The organism is Kribbella orskensis (genome assembly GCF_004342085.1).
Lineage (GTDB): Bacteria > Actinomycetota > Actinomycetes > Propionibacteriales > Kribbellaceae > Kribbella > Kribbella orskensis.
This window is the reverse complement of the sequence record NZ_SLWM01000010.1, coordinates 121,522-146,378: the sequence shown is the minus strand read 5'-3', so window position 1 is coordinate 146,378 and position 24,857 is coordinate 121,522. Positions and strand designations below refer to the sequence as shown.

Annotated in this window: 22 protein-coding genes; 15 read left to right on the top strand and 7 right to left on the bottom strand. The window is 69.9% G+C overall.

Going from position 1 to position 24,857, the window contains the following annotated elements; translation table 11 throughout:
* The first annotated feature begins 337 nt into the window (after positions 1–337).
* Positions 338–1,309 (top strand): heme o synthase, encoded by a 972-nt coding sequence (locus EV644_RS25490; protein ID WP_370451457.1) that lies wholly within the window; start codon positions 338–340, stop codon positions 1,307–1,309.
* 268 nt (positions 1,310–1,577) lie between these two features.
* Positions 1,578–2,687, top strand: a complete 1,110-nt coding sequence (locus tag EV644_RS25485; protein WP_132191243.1) for a ScyD/ScyE family protein — start codon at positions 1,578–1,580, stop codon at positions 2,685–2,687.
* 65 nt (positions 2,688–2,752) lie between these two features.
* Here the strand turns inward: EV644_RS25485 and EV644_RS25480 are convergent, their stop codons facing one another.
* Genes EV644_RS25480 through EV644_RS25470 form a run of 3 tightly spaced genes read right to left on the bottom strand, consistent with a single transcriptional unit; the run spans position 2,753 to position 5,206 of the window.
* On the bottom strand, positions 2,753–3,679 hold the full coding sequence (locus EV644_RS25480; RefSeq protein WP_132191242.1) for a COX15/CtaA family protein: 927 nt from the start codon (positions 3,677–3,679) through the stop codon (positions 2,753–2,755).
* A gap of 25 nt (positions 3,680–3,704) precedes the next feature.
* Complete coding sequence (locus EV644_RS25475) at positions 3,705–4,484, bottom strand: ABC transporter permease (RefSeq protein WP_132191241.1); 780 nt, start codon at positions 4,482–4,484, stop codon at positions 3,705–3,707.
* Complete coding sequence (locus tag EV644_RS25470) at positions 4,481–5,206, bottom strand: ABC transporter ATP-binding protein (RefSeq protein ID WP_241998749.1); 726 nt, start codon at positions 5,204–5,206, stop codon at positions 4,481–4,483. The genes EV644_RS25475 and EV644_RS25470 overlap by 4 nt, the downstream gene beginning before the upstream one ends.
* A gap of 178 nt (positions 5,207–5,384) precedes the next feature.
* On the opposite strand from EV644_RS25470, the gene EV644_RS25465 reads away from it, so the two are divergent.
* The 9 genes from EV644_RS25465 (at position 5,385) to EV644_RS25425 (ending at position 12,720) form a co-directional block, all read left to right on the top strand.
* Positions 5,385–6,110, top strand: coding sequence for a helix-turn-helix transcriptional regulator (locus EV644_RS25465; RefSeq protein WP_370451455.1), 726 nt, complete (start codon positions 5,385–5,387; stop codon positions 6,108–6,110).
* The gene (gene sufB, locus EV644_RS25460; protein WP_132191240.1) at positions 6,107–7,519 is read left to right on the top strand and encodes a Fe-S cluster assembly protein SufB; all 1,413 of its coding nucleotides are present in this window, start codon (positions 6,107–6,109) and stop codon (positions 7,517–7,519) included. Before EV644_RS25465 ends, sufB begins: the two co-directional genes overlap by 4 nt.
* Positions 7,519–8,709 (top strand): Fe-S cluster assembly protein SufD, encoded by a 1,191-nt coding sequence (gene sufD / locus EV644_RS25455; protein WP_132191239.1) that lies wholly within the window; start codon positions 7,519–7,521, stop codon positions 8,707–8,709. Before sufB ends, sufD begins: the two co-directional genes overlap by 1 nt.
* On the top strand, positions 8,709–9,044 hold the full coding sequence (locus EV644_RS25450; RefSeq protein WP_132191238.1) for a non-heme iron oxygenase ferredoxin subunit: 336 nt from the start codon (positions 8,709–8,711) through the stop codon (positions 9,042–9,044). The genes sufD and EV644_RS25450 overlap by 1 nt, the downstream gene beginning before the upstream one ends.
* Positions 9,045–9,081: 37 nt before the next feature.
* Positions 9,082–9,846, top strand: coding sequence for a Fe-S cluster assembly ATPase SufC (sufC, locus tag EV644_RS25445; protein ID WP_132191237.1), 765 nt, complete (start codon positions 9,082–9,084; stop codon positions 9,844–9,846).
* Positions 9,843–11,123, top strand: a complete 1,281-nt coding sequence (locus EV644_RS25440) for a cysteine desulfurase (protein ID WP_132191236.1) — start codon at positions 9,843–9,845, stop codon at positions 11,121–11,123. Before sufC ends, EV644_RS25440 begins: the two co-directional genes overlap by 4 nt.
* Positions 11,124–11,129: 6 nt before the next feature.
* The gene (gene sufU / locus EV644_RS25435) at positions 11,130–11,606 is read left to right on the top strand and encodes a Fe-S cluster assembly sulfur transfer protein SufU (protein WP_132191235.1); all 477 of its coding nucleotides are present in this window, start codon (positions 11,130–11,132) and stop codon (positions 11,604–11,606) included.
* The gene (locus EV644_RS25430) at positions 11,599–11,982 is read left to right on the top strand and encodes a metal-sulfur cluster assembly factor (RefSeq protein WP_132191234.1); all 384 of its coding nucleotides are present in this window, start codon (positions 11,599–11,601) and stop codon (positions 11,980–11,982) included. The genes sufU and EV644_RS25430 overlap by 8 nt, the downstream gene beginning before the upstream one ends.
* 114 nt (positions 11,983–12,096) lie before the next feature.
* On the top strand, positions 12,097–12,720 hold the full coding sequence (locus EV644_RS25425) for an acVLRF1 family peptidyl-tRNA hydrolase (protein WP_241998748.1): 624 nt from the start codon (positions 12,097–12,099) through the stop codon (positions 12,718–12,720).
* Positions 12,721–12,747: 27 nt separating this feature from the next.
* On the opposite strand, the gene EV644_RS25420 is transcribed toward EV644_RS25425, so the two are convergent.
* Genes EV644_RS25420 through EV644_RS25405 form a run of 4 tightly spaced genes read right to left on the bottom strand, consistent with a single transcriptional unit; the run spans position 12,748 to position 21,000 of the window.
* Positions 12,748–13,293, bottom strand: a complete 546-nt coding sequence (locus tag EV644_RS25420; protein ID WP_132191233.1) for a hypothetical protein — start codon at positions 13,291–13,293, stop codon at positions 12,748–12,750.
* On the bottom strand, positions 13,293–13,823 hold the full coding sequence (locus tag EV644_RS25415; protein WP_132191232.1) for a hypothetical protein: 531 nt from the start codon (positions 13,821–13,823) through the stop codon (positions 13,293–13,295). Before EV644_RS25415 ends, EV644_RS25420 begins: the two co-directional genes overlap by 1 nt.
* Complete coding sequence (locus tag EV644_RS25410; RefSeq protein WP_132333398.1) at positions 13,820–16,726, bottom strand: hypothetical protein; 2,907 nt, start codon at positions 16,724–16,726, stop codon at positions 13,820–13,822. Before EV644_RS25410 ends, EV644_RS25415 begins: the two co-directional genes overlap by 4 nt.
* On the bottom strand, positions 16,687–21,000 hold the full coding sequence (locus tag EV644_RS25405) for a hypothetical protein (RefSeq protein ID WP_132333396.1): 4,314 nt from the start codon (positions 20,998–21,000) through the stop codon (positions 16,687–16,689). Before EV644_RS25405 ends, EV644_RS25410 begins: the two co-directional genes overlap by 40 nt.
* A gap of 392 nt (positions 21,001–21,392) precedes the next feature.
* Here EV644_RS25405 and EV644_RS25400 point away from each other — a divergent pair, with 392 nt between their 5' ends.
* The 4 genes from EV644_RS25400 to EV644_RS25385 are packed head-to-tail and all read left to right on the top strand — an operon-like array spanning position 21,393 to position 24,855.
* Entirely contained in the window at positions 21,393–21,929 is a 537-nt protein-coding gene (locus tag EV644_RS25400; RefSeq protein ID WP_132191230.1) for a hypothetical protein, read from the top strand.
* A 51-nt stretch (positions 21,930–21,980) separates the two neighbouring features.
* Positions 21,981–22,715 (top strand): hypothetical protein, encoded by a 735-nt coding sequence (locus EV644_RS25395; protein WP_132191229.1) that lies wholly within the window; start codon positions 21,981–21,983, stop codon positions 22,713–22,715.
* Positions 22,715–23,548 (top strand): CpaE/TadZ family protein, encoded by an 834-nt coding sequence (locus EV644_RS25390; RefSeq protein ID WP_132191228.1) that lies wholly within the window; start codon positions 22,715–22,717, stop codon positions 23,546–23,548. The genes EV644_RS25395 and EV644_RS25390 overlap by 1 nt, the downstream gene beginning before the upstream one ends.
* Positions 23,545–24,855, top strand: coding sequence for a TadA family conjugal transfer-associated ATPase (locus EV644_RS25385; protein WP_132191227.1), 1,311 nt, complete (start codon positions 23,545–23,547; stop codon positions 24,853–24,855). The genes EV644_RS25390 and EV644_RS25385 overlap by 4 nt, the downstream gene beginning before the upstream one ends.
* The last annotated feature ends 2 nt before the right edge of the window (positions 24,856–24,857 follow it).

Below are 24,857 nucleotides of genomic sequence, written 5' to 3'. Positions count from 1 at the left end.
CCGATCGCGCCCCCGCGCGTCACCGTGAGCGAGCCTACTCGCCCGGTCGCTCTCTGCCTTCCATACCTCGCAAACCCGGCGGGGGCCGCTCTTGTTCCCGGCTCGGCCCGGGCGTCCCGCACATCACATCGGTGCCCCTCCGGCCGGCGTCCATGCCTCTTGTCCCACGCCGGGATCACCGCTGTCCGACGGTCGCGTCACCAGGGCCGCACGGTTGTCCGTCGGACCGGCCCGACACCCCGGTACGGGTGGGTGCGTGGGGCTCCTACGGGGCGTCGTAGACTGTCGAACCGTCAGCGCCGGTCCCCGGCGTCAACCCACTCAGTTCGAGGTGTTCGTGACGGCCGTCGATCCGCGTCCAGCCGCGACGACGTCGTACCCGGCGCCGCTCCCGGCAGACCCATCCCACGAGGTGACCGGTCCGTCGGTGCGCGACGTGATCAAGGCGTACGTCGGTCTGACCAAGCCGCGCATCATCGAGCTCCTGCTGATCACCACCGTGCCGGTGATGTTCCTGGCCGCGGGCGGGGTGCCCGGGCTCGGGGTGGTCGCCGCGACCCTGGTCGGCGGGATCCTCGCCGCCGGCAGCGCGAACACGATCAACTGCGTGCTCGACCGCGACATCGACGAGCAGATGCGCCGGACCCGGCGCCGCCCGCTGCCCCGGCACGCGGTCAGCCCGCGCTCGGCGACGATCTTCGGCATCGCGCTCGGCGTGCTGGCCACGCTCGAGCTCGGCCTGCTGGTCAACTGGTTGTCGTCGTTCCTGGCGCTGGCCGCGAACGCGTTCTACGTCTTCGGCTACACGATGGTGCTGAAGCGCCGGACCGTGCAGAACATCGTCTGGGGCGGGATCGCCGGCTGCTTCCCGACCCTGATCGGCTGGACCTCGGTGACGGGCAAGCTGGCCTGGACCCCGCTGGTGCTCTTCGCCGTGGTGTTCTTCTGGACGCCGCCGCACACCTGGGCGCTGGCGATGCGGTACCGCGAGGACTACGCCTCGGTGGACGTGCCGATGCTCCCCGTGGTCGCCACTCCGGTCGCCACGGCCCGGCAGATCCTGGCCTACAGCATCGTCATGGTGATCACCTCGATGGCCCTCTGGCCGGTCGGCGGCACCGGCTGGGTCTACCCGCTGGCGGCCGTGATCCTGGGCGTCGTCTTCCTCCGCGAGGCGTTCGCCCTGCTGGCCCGGGCGAACACGGGCGCCGAGGGCGCGGCGCTGCGCCCGATGCGCCTGTTCCACTTCTCCAACATCTACCTGGCGCTACTCTTCATCGCCGCTGCCATCGACCCGCTGCTGCGCTGACCCGCTCCCGGATCCGCTGCCCGACCGGGCCCGATTTTGGTTGCCTCCGACGCCTGAACGGCGACGGTTCATTGCTCACGGCATCGAAATCCGCAAGCACTGAGGGTGCGTGACCCCGCACAAACCGTTGCGGTACAAGGATTTCGCCGTCGGTACACGAGTGGTGGCGGGGAGTTCCTCCCGTTGACCTCAGCCACTCGGGGTGTTGCGATGAGGTGTCCGTGGGGGACGGCTCCACCCTGGGGGGACGGGGAACGAGGGGGTAACAGTGGGGGGAAGAACAGCACGCCTGGCCGCGTTGTCGGCGGTTGCGTTGATCGGCTCGGTCCTGGTCGTCACCGGTCCGGCGGAGGCGACCGGCAAGCACAGCAGCAGCCTGAAACCGGTCGTCACCAACCTGATCTCGCCGCGCGGCGTCGCGACGCACGGCGGGAAGATCATCTACAGCGTCGGCGACGGCTCCGTGTACGAAGCCTGGGCGAACGGCAAGCGGATCCGCAAGCTCGGCCAGGTGCCGGGCGGCTTCGCGCCTGCCATCGACACCAACGCCCGGGGCGTCACGTACGCCTTGACCGGTGCCGGAGGTGAGCCGGGTCAGCCGCTCCCGCCGGGCGGTGCGACGCTGTACCGGCTGCGGCCGGGCAAGTCGCCGGTGAAGGTCGCGGACATCGGCAAGTACCAGCTGACGGACCCGGATCCGTACAACCTGGCCGACAGCCCGACCGAGTCGAACCCGTTCGGTGTCGCGGCGCTGAAGGACGGCACGGTTCTGGTGAGCGACGCCGCCAACAACGACCTGCTCAGGGTCTGGCCGAACGGTCACATCAAGACCGTCGCGCGGTTGAAGCCGCGCACGGTCAAGGCCCCGGCCGGCCTGCCGCCCGGCTCCCCGCCGGCCGGTACGCCGCTCCCGAGCGAGGCGGTCGCGACGTCCGTCACAGTCGGCTCGGACGGCTACTGGTACGTGGGTGAGCTCCGCGGCTTCCCGGCGACGCCCGGCACGTCCCAGATCTGGCGGATCAAGCCCGGCTCGTACGGCGCCGTGTGTGACCCCGCCAAGCCGTACAAGGGCAAGTGCCAACGGTACGCCGACGGGTACACGTCGATTGTCGATCTGGCCGGTGGGAAGCGCGGCACGCTGGCGGTCGTCGAGCTGGCGAAGATCAGCTGGCTCCAGTTCGAGCTGGGTGGCGGAAACCCGGTGCTCGGTTCGCTGTTCCTTCAGTACCCGGGTAAGCACCACAAGGCCGGCTTCAAGAAGGAACTGGCCAAGAACAAGCTGCTCCTGCCCGGTGGGACGGCGATCAGCAGGTCGGGCGACGTCTACGTCTCGTCGCCGCTCTTCGGCCCAGGCGCCATCTACAAGGTGAAGCACTGAGACAACCCGGAGCGTCCGGCTATCTCACCGGGCCGGGCGCTCCGGGTCCCTTCACGCTCGCAGGCTCAGGTGGCCGGCGTGCCGCGTTCGCCGTACACGGCGGTGACCAGGGCAATCAGCACGGCGGCGAAGAACATGTGGATGAGCACCAGCCCCCACGGCAGCCCCGTGAAGTACTGCGTGAAGCCCACCACGCCCTGCAGGAGCTCCATCGCCAGCAACCAGGCGGCGAGCTTCCGCAAGGTGCGGGAAGTCGCGGTGACCCGGGTGGCGATCACCAAGGCGATCGTGATGCCCAGCAGCCCGAACACGATGTCCGCGTGCAACTGGCTGATCAGCGTCTCGTTCAGCCCGTTCCGCCCGGTCTCGGGATCACCTGAGTGCGGACCGGAGCCGGTGACCAGCGTGCCGAGGGCAACAGTCAGCCAGACGGCGACCACGGCGGCGGTCGCCAGCGCCCGGACCACCGGGGGAGTGTGCGGGTAGGGGCTCGTTCGCGACCGGCGCATCATCGACACGTTCAGCGTGATGATGATCGGCGACACCAGGAAATGCGCGGAGACGATCCACGGGTTCAGCCCGGTGAGCACGCTGATCCCGCCGATCACCGCCTGCAGCGGGATGCCCAGCGCGGCGGCGGTCGCCAGCCGGCGCAGGTCGGTCCGCTTCGGCCGGTACCGCATCACCACCAGCCAGGTGATGATCGCGATCACGGCGACCACGAAGCCGAGCAGCCGGTTGCCGAACTCGATCGCCCCGTGGATGCCGAGCGCGCTGTGCGGCACGTACGAGGAGTCGGTGCACTGCGGCCAGGTCGGGCAGCCCAGCCCCGAACCGGTCAGCCGGACCAGGCCGCCGGTCACCACGATGCCGATGTTCGCCACCACCGAGGCCCAGCCCCAGCGGCGGACGACGTCCAGGCTCGGCTCTGGCACCAGTCGCCAGAATCCAGTGACGGGCTCGGTCTCGCGGGTCGGGCTCTCCAAGGTCACCGGCACACTCTAGAGAAGGGTCTGCTCAGTCCCAGCGGAAGGTCCGGGACACCAGGTATCCCAGGACCCCCGCCCAGAGCGCCAGGGACAACGCAGCCGCCCACGGAACGACCCCTTCCACCGTTGAGTTCGCCAGCCCATCAGCGAGCGCCGCACTGGGCAGCAGCCGTACTACGCCCTGCATGCCCTCGGGGTATTCCTCCACCGGCGTCATGATCGCCCCGCCCACCAGGAGCAGCAGGTAGAGCAGATTCGCCGCGGCCAGCGTCGCCTCGGCTCGCAGTACTCCGGCCATCAGCAGGCCGAGCGAGGCGAAGGCGGCGGTGCCGCACAGCACCATCAGGATCACGCCGAAGACAGCGGCGACCCCACCGACCGGATTCCAGCCGAGGGCGAACCCGGCGCCGATCAGCACGGCCAGCTGGATGAGCTCGATCGCGAGCACCGAGCCGATCTTCCCGGCGAGCAAGCCGGTGCGGGACAGGGGAGAGGCGCCCAGTCGCTTGATCACGCCGTACCGCCGCTCGAAGCCGGTCGCGATCGCCAGCGAGGTGAACGAGCTCGACAACACGGCCAGTGCGAGCACGCGGGGGACCGCCAGGTCCACGGCAGGCCCGTCGCCGAGCGGGAGCCGATCACCCAGACCAGTGCCGCCGAGAAGGAACAGCAGGCCCAGGGGGATCACCAGTGCGAGCAGCAACTGCTCCCCGTTGCGGAGGAGCAGCCGGAACTCCATCACCGCGTGGGAGAACACCTTCCGCGGCCAAGGAGCCGAGCCCGGCCGCGGGGCGTACGTAGTACTCATCTCTTCTCCCGGGCGGGCGGCGCGGTCAGCGCCAGGTAGACGTCCTCGAGCGACTTGGCGCCGTGCTCGGTCAGCACGTCGGGGCTGCCGGAGGCGATCACCTTGCCGGCGGACACCACGTGCACCTGGTCCGACAACTGCTCGGCCTCGTCCATCGCGTGGGTGGTCAGCACCACGGTGACCCCGTCGTCGCGCAGATCGCGGAGCAACTGCCAGATCTCCCGGCGGCCGTGCGGGTCCAGCCCGGTGGTGGGCTCGTCCAGGAACGCGACCTCCGGGCGGCCGACGATCGCCAGCGCCAGCGACAGCCGCTGCTTCTGCCCACCCGACAGCCGGCGGTACGGCGTCCGTCCGCAGGTGCCGAGGTCGAGCCGTTCGACCAGCGGCGCGAGTTCCAGCGGGTGCGAGTGCAGCGAGGCGACGTAGCGGAGCATCTCGAGGGCACGGACGCCGGACCAGGCGCCGCCTTCCTGCAGCATCACCCCGATCCGGGGCATCAGCGCGTCGTGGTCCGCGATCGGGTCCAGCCCGAGCACCCGGACCTGGCCCGCGTCGGGGCGCCGGAACCCCTCGCAGGTCTCCATCGTGGTGGTCTTGCCCGCCCCGTTGGGGCCGAGCACGGACGTCACTGTTCCGCCGGTTACGGTGAGAGTGAGGCCGTCGACCGCGGTCTTCTCGCCGTACCGGACAACGAGGTTGTCGATCTCCACCGCGACTGGCACGTACGCAGTCTAGGTGGGCCCTCCGGGGTCCCCTCCGGCGCATGGGACCCCGGAGGCCCACTCAGAAACGCCCGGACGTGACGCTCCTCACGGTCGCCCCCGACACCAGGCGGCAGGCTGTGAACCGGTTAGGGGAGCCTTATTTGAAGGGTCCGGGGAATTAGGTGACACTGATGTTGTGAAAACTCCTGCGCAGAGCAGCTCCGTGCCTTCGGGCACCGCTGTCGCGCGGGACGAGTCCACCCGGGACCGGGTCGCCCGCTCGATCCTGACCAACGGGCCGTCCAGCGCCGCGGTGCTGGCCGAGCGGCTCGAGCTCACCCCGGCGGCGGTCCGCCGGCACCTCGACCACCTGCTCGAAGAGGGCCTGGTCGAGAGCCGCGAGGAGCGCGTCTACGGCCCCCGCGGCCGTGGGCGTCCCGCCAAGGTCTTCGTGCTGACCGACACCGGCCGGCACGCGTTCCACCAGGCCTACGACGACCTGGCCGCCACGGCCTTGCGCTTCATCGCGGAGGCCGGCGGCGACGACGCCGTCGTGGCGTTCGCCCGGCAACGAGTGGGCGAGCTGGAGAAGCGGTACCGGGCGCTGCTGGACCTGGCGCCCGAGGGCAAGGAGGCGGAGGTGCTCGCCCAGGCGCTGACCGGGGACGGGTACGCCGCCTCTACCCTGCAAGCCGGTGCCGGCGAGCAGTTGTGCCAGCACCACTGCCCGGTCGCGCATGTGGCCGCGCAGTTCCCCCAGTTGTGCGAGGCCGAGACCGAGGTGTTCTCGCGGTTGCTCGGCAAGCACGTCCAGAGACTGGCCACCATCGCCCACGGCGACGGTGTCTGCACGACGCACATTCCCGGCTCCCAGCCGGTTTCCCCTGTATCCGACGGCGAATCTGCGAGGACTGCACGATGACGCAAACCGCTCACCCTGAGCTCGAAGGGCTCGGCACGTACAAGTTCGGCTGGTCCGACAGTGACGCTGCCGGTTCCGTCGCGAAGCGCGGCCTCAGCACCGACGTGGTGCGGGGCATCTCGACGCTGAAGAACGAGCCGGAGTGGATGCTGGACCTGCGGCTGAAGGGCCTGAAGCTCTTCGACCGCAAGCCGATGCCGTCGTGGGGTGCCGACCTGTCCGGGATCGACTTCGACAACATCAAGTACTTCGTCCGCTCCACCGAGAAGCAAGCGACCAGCTGGGACGAGCTGCCCGCGGACATCAAGAACACCTACGACAAGCTGGGCATCCCCGAGGCGGAGAAGCAGCGCCTGGTCGCCGGCGTCGCCGCGCAGTACGAGTCGGAGGTCGTCTACCACCAGATCCGCGAGGACCTGGAGGAGCAGGGCGTCATCTTCCTCGACACCGACACCGGCCTGAAGGAGCACCCGGAGCTCTTCCAGGAGTACTTCGGCTCCGTCATCCCGGTCGGCGACAACAAGTTCGCCGCGCTGAACACCTCGGTCTGGTCCGGCGGCTCGTTCATCTACGTGCCCAAGGGCGTCAAGGTGGACATCCCGCTGCAGGCCTACTTCCGGATCAACACCGAGAACATGGGCCAGTTCGAGCGGACCCTGATCATCGTCGACGAGGACGCCTACGTGCACTACGTCGAGGGCTGCACCGCGCCGATCTACAAGTCGGACTCGCTGCACTCCGCGGTGGTCGAGATCATCGTGAAGAAGGGCGCCCGCTGCCGCTACACGACGATCCAGAACTGGTCGAACAACGTCTACAACCTGGTCACCAAGCGCGCCACCTGCGAGGAGGGCGCGACGATGGAGTGGATCGACGGCAACATCGGTTCCAAGGTGACGATGAAGTACCCGGCCGTCTACCTGATGGGCGAGCACGCCAAGGGCGAGACCCTGTCGGTCGCGTTCGCGGGCGAGGGTCAGCACCAGGACGCCGGCTCGAAGATGGTGCACAACGCGCCGTACACCTCCAGCTCGATCATCTCGAAGTCGGTCGCCCGTGGCGGCGGCCGGACGTCGTACCGGGGGCTCGTCGAGGTCGCGCCGGGCAGCCACCACAGCAAGTCCACGGTGCGCTGTGACGCGCTGCTGATCGACACGATCAGCCGTTCGGACACCTACCCGTACGTCGACGTCCGCGAGGATGACGTGGCGATGGGGCACGAGGCGACCGTCTCCAAGGTCAGCGATGACCAGCTGTTCTACCTGATGAGCCGGGGGATGGCCGAGGACGAGGCGATGGCGATGATCGTCCGCGGCTTCATCGAGCCGATCGCCCGCGAGCTCCCGATGGAGTACGCGCTGGAACTGAACCGACTCATCGAGCTGCAGATGGAAGGGGCCGTCGGCTGATGTCAGCCACCGAAACCCTGGTCGCCACCGGCAATCAGGGCCACTCTCACGGGCCAGGATCGCCGGTGCCGCTGCAGGCCCGGAACGAGCGCACCACGTCGTACGACGTGGCCGACTTCCCGGTGCCCAACGGGCGCGAGGAGGAGTGGCGCTTCACCCCGGTGAAGGCGCTCAAGGCCCTGTTCGCCGACGAGGCCGGCACCGAGACCGTCAAGCCCGATGTGCAGGCACCTGCCGGCGTCGTGGTCGAGACTGTGGCACCCGATGCGGTCAAGGCCGGCAAGCCGCAGGACCGGGTCGCCGCGGTCGCGTGGAAGCACGCTGAGAAGGCCACCGCGGTGCGGATCCCGGCCGAGGCCGAGCTGTCCGAAGCGATCCACGTGAACATCGCCGGGCTGGGCGGGCGCGGCTTCGGCCACCTGGTGATCGAGGCCGGCCGGCACAGCCGCGGCACGGTGATCGTCGACCACACCGGCGCCGGTGAGCTGGCCTCGAACGTCGAGATCGTCGTGGGCGACGGGGCCGAGCTGCGGGTCGTGTCGATCCAGCAGGGCGATACCGACTCGATCCACGTGGCGCAGCACGACGCGGTGGTCGGTCGCGACGCGAAGCTGAACCACGTCGCCGTCACCCTCGGTGGCAAGGTCGTCCGGCTCTCCACCAACGTCCGGTACTCCGGGCCTGGCGGCGACGCGGAACTCCTCGGCGTGTACTTCGCCGAGTCGGGTCAGCACCACGAGAACCGGCTCTTCGTCGACCACGAGGCGATCAACTGCAAGAGCAACGTGCTCTACAAGGGCGCGCTGGCCGGTGACCACGCCCGCTCGGTGTGGATCGGCGACGTACTGATCCGCGCGGCGGCCGAGGGCACCAACACCTTCGAGCTGAACCGGAACCTGGTCCTGACCGACGGGGCGCGTGCCGACTCGGTGCCGAACCTGGAGATCGAGACCGGCGAGATCGAGGGCGCCGGGCATGCCTCGGCGACCGGCCGGTTCGACGACGAGCAGCTGTTCTACCTGCAGGCCCGCGGCATCCCCGAGGACGAGGCGCGGCGCCTGGTGGTGTCCGGCTTCTTCAACGACATCATCGCCAAGATCGGTGTCCCCGAGGTCGCCGAGCACCTGCACGAGGTGATCGAGCAGAAGCTGGCCAGGACAGCGGCCCTCACAGAGGCAACCAACGTCTGATGAGCGACAGTTTCGAGCGCGCCTGCGCACTGGCCGACGTACCGGACGAAGGCGTGATCGCGGCCGAGGTCGGCGGTGTGGAGGTGGCGATCGTGAAGAGCTGCGGGCAGGTCTTCGCGGTGCGGGACGAGTGCTCCCACGCACAGATCCAGCTGTCCGAGGGCGACGTCGGCGACTGCGAGATCGAGTGCTGGCTGCACGGCTCCCGGTTCGACCTGCGCACCGGCGTGCCGACCAGCCTGCCCGCGTACGACCCGGTCCCGGTCTACCCGGTGCGCCTCGATGGTGACGACGTGCTCGTCGACGTCAAGAACCCCCTGAACAGTGCCAACTAGAACTTCCTGATCAACCAGACGGAGATAGAAGAACCTCATGGCGACACTCGAGATCCGCGACCTGCACGTGTCGGTCGACACCGAGAACGGCCCCAAGGAGATCCTGCGCGGCGTCGACCTGACCATCGCCGGTGGTCAGACGCACGCGATCATGGGCCCGAACGGTTCCGGCAAGTCCACGCTGGCGTACTCGATCGCCGGCCACCCGAAGTACAACGTCACCAGCGGTTCGGTGACGCTGGACGGCGAGGACGTGCTCGCCATGAAGGTCGACGAGCGCGCCCGGGCCGGCCTGTTCCTGGCCATGCAGTACCCGGTCGAGGTGCCCGGCGTGTCCGTGTCGAACTTCCTCCGCACCGCCAAGACCGCGATCGACGGCGAGGCGCCGAAGCTGCGCACCTGGGTGAAGGACGTCAACAAGGCGCTGTCCGACCTGGACATGGACCCCGACTTCGGCACCCGGAACGTGAACGAGGGCTTCTCCGGTGGTGAGAAGAAGCGGCACGAGATCGTCCAGCTGGAGTTGCTCGACCCGAAGATCGCGATCCTCGACGAGACCGACTCCGGCCTCGACATCGACGCGCTGAAGATCGTCTCCACCGGCGTCAACCGGTTCGCGGAGAAGGGCGACAAGGGCGTTCTGCTGATCACCCACTACACCCGGATCCTGCGCTACATCAAGCCGGACTTCGTGCACGTGTTCGTCGACGGCCGGGTCGCCGAGGAGGGCGGCCACGAGCTCGCCGACGAGCTGGAGGACAACGGCTACGAGCGCTTCCTGAAGACAGGCGCGAAGGCATGACCGGCGCCCGGACCTTCAGCAGTCCCCTGCAGCCATCTTTCGAGAGTCCGTTGGACTGGCACACGGTCCGGGCGGATTTCCCCATCCTGTCGCGTGAACTCTCAGGCGGTTACCCGCTGGTCTACCTGGACTCGGCCAACTCGTCGCAGAAGCCGCGCCAGGTGGTGCAGGCGATCGAGGAGCACTACCTCATCCACAACGCCAACGTGGCGCGCGCGATGCACCAGCTCGGCGCGGAGGCGACCGCGGCGTACGAGGGCGGCCGGGACAAGGTCGCGGCCTTCATCGGCGCGCCGAACCGGGAAGAGATCGTCTTCACCAAGAACGCCTCCGAGGCGCTCAACCTGGCCGCGCACACGCTCGGCGCCGCACTGAAGCCGGGGGACGAGGTGCTCATCACGGAGATGGAGCACCACAGCAACATCGTCCCGTGGCAGCTCGCCTGTGAGCGCACCGGCGCCACGCTGCGCTGGTTCGGTGTCACCGACGAGGGCCGGCTCGACCTGAGCAACATCGAGGAGCTCATCAACGAGCACACCAAGGTCGTCTCACTGACCTGGGTCTCGAACGCGCTCGGCACGATCAACCCGATCACCGACATCGCGGCCAAGGCACACGCCGTCGGCGCGGTCGTCGTGGTCGACGCCTCGCAGGCGGTGCCGCAGTTCCCGGTCGACGTGTCGACGCTGGGTGCGGACCTGCTGGCGTTCACCGGGCACAAGGCTGTCGGCCCGACCGGGATCGGCGTGCTCTGGGGCCGGTACGACCTGCTCGCGCAACTGCCGCCGTTCCTCGGTGGTGGCGAGATGATCGAGGTCGTCCGGATGACCGGCTCGACCTACGCGCCGCCGCCGGCCCGCTTCGAGGCCGGGACGCCGCCGATCGCCCAGGCGGTCGGACTCGGCGCGGCGCTGGACTACCTGGCCGGCATCGGGATGGACAAGATCGCGGCGCACGAGCAGGCCATCACGGCGTACGCGCTGGAGGGTCTGAAGACCGTGCCGGGGCTGACCATCCTCGGTCCGACCGAGGCCGTCGAGCGGGGCGGCGCCATCAGCTTCGAGCTGGACGGGGTGCACCCGCACGACGTGGCGACCGTGCTGGACACGCGCGGGATCGCGGTACGGGCCGGGCATCATTGTGCGCGGCCGGTGCACGAGCGGTTCGGCGTACAGTCCTCGACACGGGCGTCGTTCTACCTGTACACGACGCCCGAGGAGATCGACGCGCTCGTCGACGGCCTGGGCTTCGTCCGTTCATTCTTCAAGGTGGCTTGACGTCTTATGCAGCTGGACTCGCTGTACCAGGAGATCATCCTGGATCACTACCGCACCCCGCACCACGCGGGGCTGGCGGACCCGTACGACGTGGAGGTGCACCACGTGAACCCGTCCTGCGGGGACGAGGTCACCCTGCGCGTGGAGCTCGACGGCGACACCGTGGCCGGCGTGACGCACCAGAGCGTCGGTTGCTCGATCAGCCAGGCGGCCACCTCGGTGATGAGCGACCTGGTGATCGGCAAGCCGGTCGCCGAGGGCATGGCGACGTACGAGAAGTTCCTGGAACTGATGCAGGGCCGGGGGAATGTCGAACCGGACGAAGAGGTTCTGGAAGACGGCGTCGCCTTCGCGGGTGTCGCGCAGTTCCCGGCCCGGGTGAAGTGCGCCCTGCTGGGCTGGTCGGCCTGGCGCGATGCCAGCGCCCAGGCGCTGGCCAAGGCTGAGACATCGGCGAAGAAAGAAGGAGTGAGCAATGTCTGACCAGACCGAAGAGAAGATCGAGCTGCCCGAGGTCGACCTCGAAGCGGCCGCCAAGCCGGCTGGTTCGACGGTTGCCGTCGAGGACGTCACCGAGGCGCTGAAGGATGTCGTCGACCCCGAGCTCGGCATCAACGTGGTGGACCTGGGCCTGATCTACGGCGTGACCGTGGACGACACCACCACCGCGATCATCGACATGACGCTGACGTCCGCGGCCTGCCCGCTGACCGACGTGATCGAGGACCAGACCCGGATGGCGCTGGACGGCCTGGTGAACGACTTCCGGATCAACTGGGTCTGGATGCCGCCGTGGGGTCCGGAGAAGATCACCGACGACGGTCGTGACCAGCTCCGCGCGCTGGGGTTCAACGTTTAGGTTCCAGCGCCTGCGGCAACTGGTGTTGTGATAGCCCGGGTCAGGTGGCCCGGGCTTTCGCATGCCCGCCTCTCGCATGCCCACTGTGGTGCCGTGGTGGGTTAGCGTCGGCAGGTGACCCGAATCGTCTCCGTCGCCCCCGCCCGGCTCGAACGCTGGCTGGCAGGCTTCACCGAGCGCCACGGCGTCACCTCGTACGACGTGACGCCGTCGCGGCTGACCGCCGCCGCGGAGGATGGCTCGCGCGCCGACATTGACGTACCGTTCGGGCCACTCGAAGACCTCACCCCCGCAGGCCTGGTCGCGCACGTGCTGGCCGACCGTCGCCTGGGGCTTCTCCTGGTACGCCGGGGCGGGTACGGCGCGGGTGTCTTCGAAGGCTCCGCGCTGGTGGCCTCCAAGGTCGGCTCGCGCCACGTCCAGGGGACTACCAAGGCCGGCGGCTGGTCGCAGCAGCGGTTTGCGCGCCGCCGGGACAACCAGGCCCGCGAGGCGTTCGCCGCGGCCACCGAGGTCGCCGTACGGATCCTCGCGCCGGCCCGGCTCGACGTTCTGGTGTGCGGGGGAGACCGCAAGGCGATCGACACCGTGCTCGAGGACCCGCGGCTGAAGGAGCTCGCGCCGCTGGTCCGGCCACCCTTCCTCGGGGTGGCCGATCCCAAGCAGAAGGTGCTCGAGCAGGCCGGCGTGGACGCCCGCGCGGTGCGGATCCAGCTGACCGACCCGCCGGAGCAGTAGGCCAGGCGGGTCAGCAGGCCGGGCGCCTCAGTTCTCGCCGTAGAGCGCGCGGAAGGCGTCCAGTTGTTCGCCGTAGAACTCGCGGTCCTCGGTCAGCTTGGCCCGGGTGAACAGCTGCGGGTCCTGCTGCTGGGTCCGGATCCCGAGCTCGGTCCAGAAACCCTCGTCCGGCACCACGTCGGCGCCCTCGGGCAGGAACTTCAGCGCCTCGTCCATCGCGTCCCGGGCGAACTCCCAGTTGAGCTCCACCTTCTGGCGGTTCTGCCCGGGCTGCCCGGTGTACTCGATGTCCGCGTCGAGCGCCCGCCGCGCCCAGACCGAGGCGAGCTGTACCCAGGCGCCGGCGTCCACCAGCAGCGAGTTGCCCAGGCCGAACCGTACGCCGACCTGCCGGGCCTCGTCCTCGGTCCGCTTCAGGACCTCGAGCTCGCCGGCTCCCGAGCCGACCGTCCAGGCGTCCTCGCCCTCGGCCACCGTGACCGCCGGCGGCTCGGTGGCGTCAGGTGCATCGTCCGCGGCGGCGAGCACGCTCAGGTAGATCTCTGCCTCGGCCAGGGTCCTTGCGGTCAGCATCAATTCGCTCCTGTGTCCCGGTAGCTGTCTCTGACGACGAGCAGTCGCTCCAACCGGAACCTACCGGGTTCGGCGTCCCGGACGTCACGGCCCTCGTCGGTCCAGAACGCGTCGTCGGGCACCGTGAGCGTGCCGGGCGGGATGAACTTGACCACTTCCTCGACGGCCGCCCGGGCGATGCTCAGCACATAGGTCGCCTCGGCCTCGTCGTCCGGCACCGAACCTGCCGCGCCGTCGGCGACCTGCATCCACTGTCCGGCGTCGAGCAGCTCGGACGGTTCCGGTCCGCCGAAGTTCGGGAACGGCGCGACGGTCTCACGTTCCGGCATGCCGAACAGATACTCGCGCTCCGCCTCGCAGCCCGGGCAGACGCCGGAGTAGCTGATCACCAGCTCGCCATCCTCGTCCGTCAGGCCCTGCTCCCACGGAGTGTCGGCCGAGCCGCAGTCCGGGCAGGGATGGAGCTCGAGGTAGAGCACCGCCTCGTCATCGGTCCGCGCGATGGCGTACTTCGGGTCGTACTCGCTCACTGAACCGCCAATCCGCTGCCGGTCTTCGCCGTGGCGGCGCGCGCCATCGGTTGCCTGGCGCCATCGCCGGCCTGGGTCCCGGTGGTCTGGCGGCCCGGCCGGGAGTGGTCCAGGTCGGTCAGGGTCGAGGCCGGGATGCCCTTGTCCTCCAGGGCTCTCACCACAGTGCCGGAGAAGCGGCCGTTGTGGTTGCCCTGGGCGTACAGGTCGCGCAGGTTGACCTTGCCCTCGGACAGCAGAGCCAGCTGCGGGTGCAGGGTTGCGAAGGCCCGGGCGAAGCCGTCCTCGGCGCCGTTAGTCCTGCCGGTCATGGTGCCGTTCGGCATCGCGCGGTACGTCTCCTCGTCGCCGTTCTCGCGGTGCATGGTCAGCGCGACCACGACGCCTTCCTTGCGGGCCTGGGCGAGTGCCTCGACCATCGGCCGGTACGGCTGGCGGACCTCGCGGCCCTGGTCGTCGGTGGTCAGCTCGTGGCCCGTGACGCGAACCTCCTGCGACTTCTTGGTGGCCGCCGCGAGTCTGGCCGGGTCCCAGCCCTCGAAGGGTGGTAGTCCCGCCTCCTGTCGCGCCTGGATCTCCTGGAACTCGTGCCGGAACATGCTCAGGGTGGCGATGCCGGTGGCCGCCTTGGGGATCGACTTCTCCTGGTCGACCTTCGGCTGGTTGTGCCGGTCGAACTTCATCCGCCGGACGTCGACGTGGAAGTCGACCAGCACCTCGACGATCACCTCGTTGCCGGACTCGGCCACGCTGGTCTCGTCGCGGTTGCCGGCGGTGTCGGAGTCCTTCGCCGTCACCTGGTCGCCGGTGGACATGCCGACCTTGATGTCGGAGTTCGCCTCCTTGCCGCCGATGGTCCGGCTCGTCGGCAGTACCTCGGTGCTCTCCGTCGCGGTCTGGGTCTGGTCCTGCTCACGGGCGATCTTGCCCTGCTGGAAGCGCTTGTCCGGGTCGTGCAGCAGTCTCAGCCCGGACACCTCGGCGCGGATCCGCATCGACACCGCCCGCGACCCGTGGCCCGGCACCGGAAGGGGTGGCGTCCAGGGACTGCCCGCGCCGTCGGAACGCTCGAAGGCGGCTCGGCGCGACGCCGCCGACAGTTGCTTGCGGATCGACGGCTTGTGCAGCTCGACCCCGGCCGCGGTGAGGAACTTCCGGTCGGCCAGCCCGGCGCAGGCGCTCTTGACCAACACGTCCTGATCCTTCAGGTCCTTGTCCTCCAGGGCCTTCTGGACGTCGATCCGCTCGCCGTCCTGGAGCAGCTCGATGCCGCGCAGGAGATAGGTGTTCGGCAGGGTCACCGGGCGGTGGTCCCGGGCGATGTCCGGGGCCGGCGGCGGGTTGATGTCCGCCGTCGGGACGAGCAGGGTCAGCGTGCCGGTCGCCTCCCGGCGGTGCGGCGGTTGCTTGTCCTTCTCCTGGTTCCGCAGCCGGTCCGCGGCCCGCTGCACGATGCCCTTGGTCGCGTCGCCCTCGGCGGGTAGCTCGTCCACATCGATGATCAGCCGCGCCTTCCGCTTGACCCGCGTGGTGTCCTCCCACAGCGCGCGGCTCATCGCGGTGTTCTGGCTGACGCTGGTGCCGGTCGTCGAGGTGGTGAGCTCGGTGTTCAGGCCCAGCGAGCCCGTTCCGGCGTCGGTCAGGTCGCCGCCGAGATTGCCGCTGTACCCGACGGTCGTCGTGTTGCTGCGGCCTTCTTCGATGTAGTCGTAGCCCTGGATGATGTTGAAGGCGTTCTCGGTCGGCTTCTTCTCGTCCGGCTCCTGTCCGTCCGGCAGCTGCTCAGGGGCCGCCTTCGCCATCGCCGGCGCGTCCGGATCGGCGTCGATCGTCGGCGGGCCCTCGTAGACGAGCCGCGCCCGGACCCGAAGGTTCCGCGCGGTGGCCACGGCCGGCGTACCGGAGGCGTTCAGCGGTTGCGCGGCGAACGGGTAGTCCATCGTGAATCCGGCCGGATCGAGCAGTTCGTCCATGTGGCCGCGGTAGCGCAGGTCGGCCAGCTCACTGCGCAGGGCGGCGGTGACGGCCGGGTCCTGGAGGGCATCGGGAACGCGCTCGCCGATCGCGGCCAGCACCTCGCGGTGCGGGTCGGTCTCGTTGCCCTCGCTGTCCTCGAACTCGTGCTCGTCGACCACGGCGGCGCCCATGGTCGTGTCGTAGTGCTGGTGCGTGGTGACCTCGGTCCGGCGGGCCGCTACTGTCTCGGCGTCGGCCGCGACCTGGTCGAACTTGGCCGGCGTGGAGGCGGGCTTGTCCAGCGCCGCGGTCTCCCGCAGCTTGGCCATCAGCCGCTCGTCGGTGTGCGACAGCGCGAGCTCGCTGGTCGCCCCGACCTTCTCGGCCTGGTAGCGCCGCAGCATCATCACCGCCGTACTGCGGTCCAGGCTGAGGTTGCCGTCGAGCAGCCGCTCGGTGGCGTCGGTCACCTTCGACAGCGGCAGGTCGAGCTTCTTCTGGCCGTACAGCTTCAGGGCGTCGCGCTCCGGCATCGTCATCAGGATCGCGCCGTTGTCCAGCTCGACCTTCTCCGGCTCGGCCAGCCCGGCGGCCTTGATCTCCGCGTCCAGGACCAGGTCGCCGACGAACTGGTAGTGCTGGCCGTCCTTGATGTTCAGCCGCTCGACGCCGTTGATCGCCGTCTGGGTGCTCGAGGACGAGCGGCTCCCCGACCGGCTGAGGCCGGCCGAGCCGTTCCAGCCGTCACCGTCTGCCTCGGCCATCCCGCTGCCGCCGCCGATGCCGGCGCTGTTGCCGGTTGAGCTCGAGGCGGTGAAGCTGGAGCTGCCGAGCGTCAGGTTGATGTCGCCGATCACCGGGTGCCCGCTGCCGACGTACCTGAGGTTCTCGACCCGGGCCCGCAGGCTCACGCTCGCCTGCCGCGGCGCGAGGCCGCGCTGGGCCAACGCTCCGTCAGGTTCGATGGCGAGCCGCTGACGGCGAACCTGGTCGCGTACTCCGAGGTGAGCATCTCGCGGTGCGCGCTCAGGTTCCGCACCGACATGAACGCGGCGAGGTGGTGCAGCGCGGCGGAGTCGGCGCGGGCCGCGGCCGGCAGGGCCGCGGTGAGGCGGTTCAGCGCGTTGCCGGTGTCGAGGTGCTGCCAGGTCGCGGTCTGCAGCAGCCCGGGGTTCACCCGGCCGGCGATCGCCATGCCCTGCTCCTCGCCCCGGTCGCAGAACTCGCTGTCGATCGCCAGCCGGGAGGTGCCCTCGACCTCGACGATCGGGTCGGAGTCGCGGTCGGCGTGGATCTCGCGGACGGTGATCGTGTGCGGGACCTCGAAGTCCGCGAGCGGCGCGGTGCTCTCGGTCAGGGTCACGCCGTTGACGGTGCTGCCGGTCGCCCAGCCGAAGTACCGGCCGAGCGCCGACCGGCCGTAGCTCGGCCCGACGTCGGGCGTGCTGCCCGCGTGGCCCTGACCGGGCTTGTTGCTGAACCCGAACCGGGCCGACCAGGGGAGGCCCTTGGACCGGCCGCGCGACCGGACGGTCGTGTTGGAGCCGATGTGCAGGTTCGTCGCGGTCTGGGACTTGTTGATCCCGAGCAGCCGGTGCCGCTTGGTGTGCTGGGTGATGTCGATCCGGAAGCTGCGCTCCTGCGGCGGGCGGCCGGTGTGGTGCTTCGTCAGCGCGAACACGATGCCGCCTTGGGCAGCCTGGTCGTACCCGGTCTCGAGCCGGTGCCGGGACAGGTGCTGGCCGACCCGTTCGAGGTTCTTCAGCTGACTCGCGACGAGCGCCGGGTCCTTGCCGACGAGCTCACTCATCCGCGGCCGGAACTTCGCGTCCAGCGGCGGCACCATGCCTTCGTCGCTGAGGTGCCGGACGAACGCCTTGAAAGCCGGGTCGGCACCCTTGAAGTCCTGTACCAGCGCCGGTCCCGCGCCACGGAGCTGGCCCGGGCCGGAGCCCATCCAGGTCGGCAGGCCGATCTTCTCCGTGGTGGGCTGCGCATCGCCCCGGAGCAGGACCCGGCCGTCCATCCCGGTCTGCGGCTGTCCGTCCGGACCACGGACCAGCGCCTTCTCGGGCACCGGCAGGCCGTACCGGAAGGCGTCGTTCTCCGGCAGGCGCAGGACGGCGTCGCCCTCGCCCTCGACCGGGAAGGACTCGTCCTTGTCGATCTTGTGGATGGTGAGCTTGTGGACCAGCCGGACCTTCATCCCGACGGTCTGCTCGGTCCGCTGCACGCTCGGGTGGATCGCCACGTCGCTGGTGCTGAGGCTGTCCTTGCGGGACACGCTGCGCCCGGCCTTGACGTTGGGCCCGAAGTCCCACTGGCTCGAGCCGAGGTCCTGCGTCGCCGTACCGGGGTAGCCGACGTTGCCCGAGAACGATCCGGAGCTGCCGAACGACTGGCTGCCGGAGGCGCCCGAGAAGCCGACCCGGAGCCGCTCGATCTTGTGCTCTGCCGAGCTGTCGCTGAGCAGTTCGGCGGACTCCATCACCACCGTGGTCTCGAGCTGGGCGTAGGCGACCGGCCGGCCCTGGTGGGTGATCAGCCGGCCGATGCCACCCGGCCGGGTCGCTTCGTCGAGCCGGCTCGGCCCGTCCTCCATCACCAGCCCGCGGAGTTGGTCGTGCCCGACCCGGTCCAGGCCGCCGAGTCTGGCGCGCAGGCCGGCGACCGCCTTGTCGGACAGGTCGTTGAGGCCGTCGACCCGGGACACGACGTACTCGGGGAGCCGCTCCTCCCGCTTGTCGGTGACGCCGGACGTGTCGAGGCGCACGGTGTCCTTCGGCGGCGGCACGGTGTACGAGTGGCCGATGCCGATCTCGAGCCGGTCGTTGTCGTGCAGCTCACCAGAGTCGACGACGCGAGGGTCGGACCACTGCTCGATGGCCGACGTCCGCATCTGCACGGTCCAGCTCGGGGTGTCCGACCGGTACCGCAGGATCTCCCCGTTGAGCACCTCCACCCCGCCGCCCAGCCCGTACTCCGTGGCGGTGCCGGACACCGAGTGGCTCTGCCCGACGGCGAACTCCAGCCCGGGCGAGACGACCTGCGAGACGGCCTTCAGCGCGCTCGAGTCGGGGAGCACGGCGGTCGCCGTCCTGAGGCTCGCGCCGCCGCTGTAGCCGACGGTCTCTGTGGCCGTGGTCGAGAGGTTGTAGCCGCCTTGGTCGATCTGACCGAGCTGACCCTCGTCGAAGTCGACAGGGGAGTCCAGCAACTCTCGCAGTTCGCCAGGCTTCAGGCGGAGCTTGAACTGGGTGAGCTCGGAAGCGTCCGCGCGGGCGTCGTTGCCGACCGTCAGCACGATGCCGTCCGGGGACAGCAACCCGCGGGTCTCCGCCCGTAGCCGGCGGTGCAGCACCTCGGGGGTGAAGAGGTTCGGGTTGCCCTGAGCGATCAGCGGCTTGTTGAGCTCCTCGGTCAACGCGGTGAGGTGAGGGAGCCGGCCCGACGTCAATGCCGTCTGCAGCACGTCGGGCGACGGCAGAGTCGCCTTGACGCCTTCGCTGTATTCCTTGACGCGCTCGCCGGCGGTCTGAGCGAGTACGGCCACGTCCGGGCCTGGCTGCTCGCCACTGGCCTCCAGCTCATCGAGCCGAGTCAGCAGAGCCTGGTACGCCCCTTGGGCTTCGTTGGCCTGCTTCGCCGCCGACTCGCAGCTCTCGGCGATGATCGTGTGGCGCCCGGCCTTGACGGTGGCCAGGTCCGCGGCGACCCGCAGCTTGCGCCCGCGCTCCGGTGCCGCGGCGTCCTTGCGTCCCTCTTCGGTCTCGGCCTTCTCGATGGTCTTCGTCGCCAGCTCCGAGGCGGCTGTCGCACTCGTCCGTCGCGCACCGGCCCGCTCTTCGAGGTCGGCCGCCGCCTTCTGGAGCCCTTCGAGTTGCGCGACGACCTGCCCGCGCAGATGCGCCGGGGTGTTCGCGGCGACCGGCGACGCGGTCGGCGCCGGTGCTGTGACGTGGCGAGCCTCCGGCGTCCACGGAAGCGCCGGAACGGGCTGTCGCTTCTTCTGCAGCGCTGCCGACAAGCCGTGCAGGTGCTGCTCGATCTCGGCCGTCCGCTGCGCGTCCGGAGTGGGCTTGAGCTGCTCCTCCCGCCAGTTCCGGCTCAGCATCCGCCACTCGTCGTACTGCGCCGTGGTGGCGTCGCCGCGGCCGCGGAAGTTGTCGAAGGCCGACCTGAACCGCCCGACGAGGTTCTTCGGAGCCGCGTCGCGTGCCTCGACCTTCAGCAGGGTGCGGCTGACCTGGTTGGTCCACACCCGGGCCAACTGGGCGTCTGCCAGCCGCGGGGAGAGCTGGACGACGTGCGGGTCGAACATGCTGCCGGTGCGGAGCGTCGTCTGCGCCAGCAGACCCTTCGGCGGCTCGGCCACCCGCACCCGGAAGTGCTGCGCTCCGTGGTTCGCGGTGGTGACCACTCCGACCTGCGGACGGCCGACGACCTGCATGGGTGCGACCAGTCCGCCGGAGATGTCACTCGGCTGGACGCGAAGGAGCCCGGCCAATGCCTCGGGCTCGCTGAGGTTCTGCTCGGTCGTGGCTCGGCCGCCGGCGACCAGGCCGGCCGCGGCCGGAGTACCGACTGTGTGCTGGCCCTTGGCCCGGTGCTTGCCGCCGACAACCTTGCGGTGGCGGCGCAGTACCGGGGTGGCGGCGGTGCGGTTGAGGTGGGTGATGACCTGCGCCTCGCGCTCGATCTCCGCCGCGGCCAGCCGGGTGGTGGCGACCAGCGGCGGTCGCTGCTGAGCCCGCTCGGCGGCGCGCTCAGTCGCCAGGCGCCGAGCCGCGGAGGCGGTGGTGAGCTCGTTGCCCTCGAGCACTCCGCGCAGCATCGTCTGCGCCTCGGCTCGCGTCTGCGCCGGCAACTCCGGTACGTCGAGCAGCCGGTCCAGCGCAACGGTGGCGCCGTCGACGGGGGAGTTGCCGCCGCGGGCCTGGTCGATCTCGGCGCCGAGCCGCGCGACCGCTTCGGCCAGCAAACGCTCGTCGGTGAGTTGCTGCGACGAGGGCTCGGACAGCCGCGTGTCCAGCCGCTCCATCGCCTCGCGGGAGAGCACGTCGCCACGGGAGTTGGTCAGCCGGACCCGGCCGTCCGCCAGGGCCAGGGCGTCCGGCGCGACGACGCCGAGCGCGGCGTCCAGAGCAGCGCGCGCCCGCGCCTGCGCAAGCGCCCGAGCAGCAACCGCCGGATCCACGGTGGGCTCTACCGGTGTACTCACTCGCCGCGCCCTGGATGTGCCGCCATCGCCCGGCTCGGGAGACCCAGAGGCGTACGCCCCCCGTGCGTTGGGGGCTGAGTCGTCTTGTTCGGCAACCGGCTGCCCTCGATCCTCATACGATCAGTCTGACGGCATTGTGACCGCAAAGTAACGTTCTCGGTTCCATTGGGCAACCGACTAACGATCTCGATCCGGGTTCGGTTGCTCATTGACATTTCATCCACCCGCAACCCGGCCGACGCCGATTGTTGCCTACTGCACCGATCGGATGGACTCGTCGCGCACCCCGGGACCGGCCGTGTCAGGCTTGCCCCGCCCAGGGAGCAACGTCCTCGAAGAGGGTGACCCGGCCGCGGCCGGCGGACCCGGAAACAGAGTCAGTCGGTGGCCCGATGAACCAGCAGCTGTCCCCGTCTGAATGGACCGTGTCCGAGGCGAGGAGCCTGACCGCCCAGTTGCGCCAGGTGGCGACCACGGCCGCGGAGTACGACGGCATCGAGCTGTTCACCGCCCTCTGCGACTACCTGGACCAGTTGTACGGCGGACCCGGGTTCGACGCCTTGCTGCCCGAGCCGGACCGGGTGGCGATGGCCGGGCTGATCCAGGGGATCCGCGGTCGCGCCGCGACGGGCTCGGTCGTGCTCGACGACCACGGAGTACCGGTGGATCTTTCAACTACGGAAGGCGATCCGGCGTACGACACGTTGGTCCGGCTGGCTCAGCCGGTGAACGCGGCGGTGACGCTGGCCCAGGGACGGCGTCTCGCGGCGGAGCTGGGGGAGTCCGAGGGGTGGCAGCGCGAGCTCGGCCGGGCGCTCCAGGGGCTGTACACCTATCTAGACCAGTTGTACGGCGGATCGGGGGCCTTCACCGAGCTGCTGACCCCCGAGGAGCGGGTCCTGGTCGCCCAGCGGAAACCGAAGCGATAACGGGTGGGCCTGACGGCTCGGATGGCACCCCGTGACCATTACGGTAGGGCCGTGAGTTTCTCGTCCTCCACGCGCCCCTCGGCCGCCGGCGCCCGCGGTTCAGCCAAGGCCCCGGGCTCGAACCGACTTCCCGCCGGCCGTGAACGCCGCCCCGCGCTGGCCGCCCTCGCGGTCATCCTGATCCTGCTGGGCGCCGCCGGCTCCGCCTTGATCGCGTTGCGCAGCGGTGACCGGCAGGACTTCGTCGCGATCGACGCGCAGAGCCTGCCGCCCGGTCACAAGATCACCAAGGGCGATCTGGCCCGCGGCGACCTGGCCGGCGCGACCGGCCAGCTGGTGCTCTGGTCCGACCTCGACCAGATCGTCGACCACTACACGACTTCCTGGCTCTACAGGGGGCAGTTCGTCACGCCGGAGAGCGTCACGAAGGACACGAAACCACTGATCCCGGCGGCCGGCGCCCTCGTGGGTGTCAGCTTGGAGGCCGGGCGGGCCCCGTCCGAACCGATCGCCCCGGGCGACATCGTGCAGGTGGTCCAGGTGCCGGCCGCGAACCAGGCCGGTGGTGTGTCCTCGGTGCTGGTCGCAGCGGCCGAGGTGACCAGCAGCGTGGGTGCGATCACCGACTCGAAGACGAGCGCGAACACCACGCTGAACGTGACGATCCTGGTGTCGACGACCAAGTCCAGGGCGGTGGCGGCGGCCGCCGCGGCGAAGACGCTGGTCCTCGTGAAGTTGTCCCCGGCAACGGAGCCGGACCTGCCCCGCACCGACGGAGCCGGTTGATGGCACTGGTCGCATTGGCGAGCGCGAAGGGCTCGCCCGGGGTGACGACTGCCAGTCTCGTGCTGGGCGCGCTCTGGCCGCGGCCGGTGCTGCTGGCCGAGTGCGACCCGGCCGGCAGCGACGTGGCGATCCGGATGACCGCGCCCGGTGGCCAGCCGCTGAACTCCGACCGCGGGCTAGTCAGCCTGGCCGCCGCGGGCCGCAAGGGTCTCGGCGACGACGTGATCATGGCGCACAGCCAGCAGCTCGACGGCGGCCTCGACGTGATGATCGGCGTCCGCTCGCCCGAGCAGATCGGCGGCATGGGCGGGCTCTGGGAGCCGCTCGGGATCTCGTTCAACCAGATGTTCAGCGCCGACGTGATCGCCGACTGCGGCCGGATCGGTCCCGCGTCGCCGCAGGTGCCGGTAGTACAGGCAGCCCGTCTGGTCGTGCTGGTCTGTACCGCGACCGGCTCGTCCGTCGCGCACCTGCGCGAGCGGTTGTCGTCGCTGGTCCACCACGTGGACGCGCAGCTCGGCGTGGTCGTGGTCGCGGACCCCAAGCGGCGCGACGGCGTGAAGCAGGTGTGGTCCGTGCTCGACGCGATGTCCGTGCGCGTGCAGCACCGCTGGCACCTCGCCTACGACCCGGCCGGCGCCGCGTTCTTCGACGGCCGCGGCCAGGGCCGCCTGGACCGTACTCCGCTCATCCGCACGGCGACCGACATCGCCGCGGAGATGGCGTCGCTCGTCTCGATGCCGACCCAGCACGACTTCGACATGGCCCAGGCCGCCTTCCCGCTGGGAGACACCCCGTACAGCCCGCAGGCGGACTGGGAGGGTGGTCAGTGATCACGGATCAGGAGCTGGTCCGCAAGCTCCGGGTTCAGGTCGCCGAGCGGCTGAACGAGCAGCGCCGCCGCGACCAGGTGAACGGCGTACCACCGATGAGCGCGGAGGACGAGCGGGAGTATGCCCGCTCCCTGATCGTCCAGGTGCTCGAGGACCACGCCCGGTACGAGCTGGCCGAAGGGCGCACGCCGCCCACTCCCGAGGACGACGCGCAGATCGCCGGCGCGATCCACTCCGCGTTGTTCGGCGTCGGCCGGCTGCAGCCGCTGATCGACGACCCCGAGGTCGAGAACATCGACATCAACGGCTGCGACCAGGTCTTCGTCCAGTACGGCGACGGCCGCGAAGAGCACCCCGGCCCGGTGGCCGAGAACGACGAGGAACTGGTCGAGCTGATCCAGGTGCTCGCCGCGCACGCGGGCCTGACCAGCCGCCCGTTCGACTCGGCCAACCCGCAGCTGGACCTCCGGCTGCCGGACGGCTCGCGTCTGTCCGCCGTCATGGGCGTCACCGCGCGGCCCGCGGTCTCGATCCGTCGTGCCCGGCTGGGCCGGGTCTTCCTGCAGGATCTGGTTGCCAACGGCACCATGTCCGCGGACATCGCGTCCTTCCTGCGGGCGGCGGTCGCGGCCCGCAAGAACGTGATGATCGCCGGCGCCACCAACTCCGGCAAGACGACGCTGCTGCGCGCGCTCGCGAACGAGATCCAGCCGCACGAGCGCCTGATCACGGTCGAGCGCTCGCTCGAGCTCGGCCTGGGGGAGTTCAAGGAGCTGCACCCGAACGTGGTCGCGTTCGAGGAGCGGCTGCCGAACTCCGAGGGCGTCGGCGAGGTCAGCATGGCCGACCTGGTCCGCCGCTCGCTGCGGATGAACCCCAGCCGGGTCATCGTCGGTGAGGTGCTCGGCGACGAGATCGTCACGATGCTGAACGCGATGAGCCAGGGCAACGACGGCTCGCTGTCGACGATCCACTCGAACAGCTCGATGGAGGTGTTCAACCGGATCAGCACCTACGCGATCCAGGCGTCGGAGCGGTTGCCGATGGAGGCGACCCAGATGCTGATCGCGGGTGCGCTGGATTTCGTCGTGTTCGTCCGCAAGCACAACGACTACCAGCACGGCGGCACCCTCAGCCGGTACATCGAGAGCATCCGCGAGGTGACCGGCTGGGACGGCCGGGTGCTGTCCGGCGAGGTGTTCGCCCCGGGAGCCGACGGCCGCGCCGCCGCGCACGCGCCGATCGCCTGCATGGACGAGCTCGAACACTTCGGCTACCAGCCGCTGGTGCACGGACGTTGGGCGTGAGG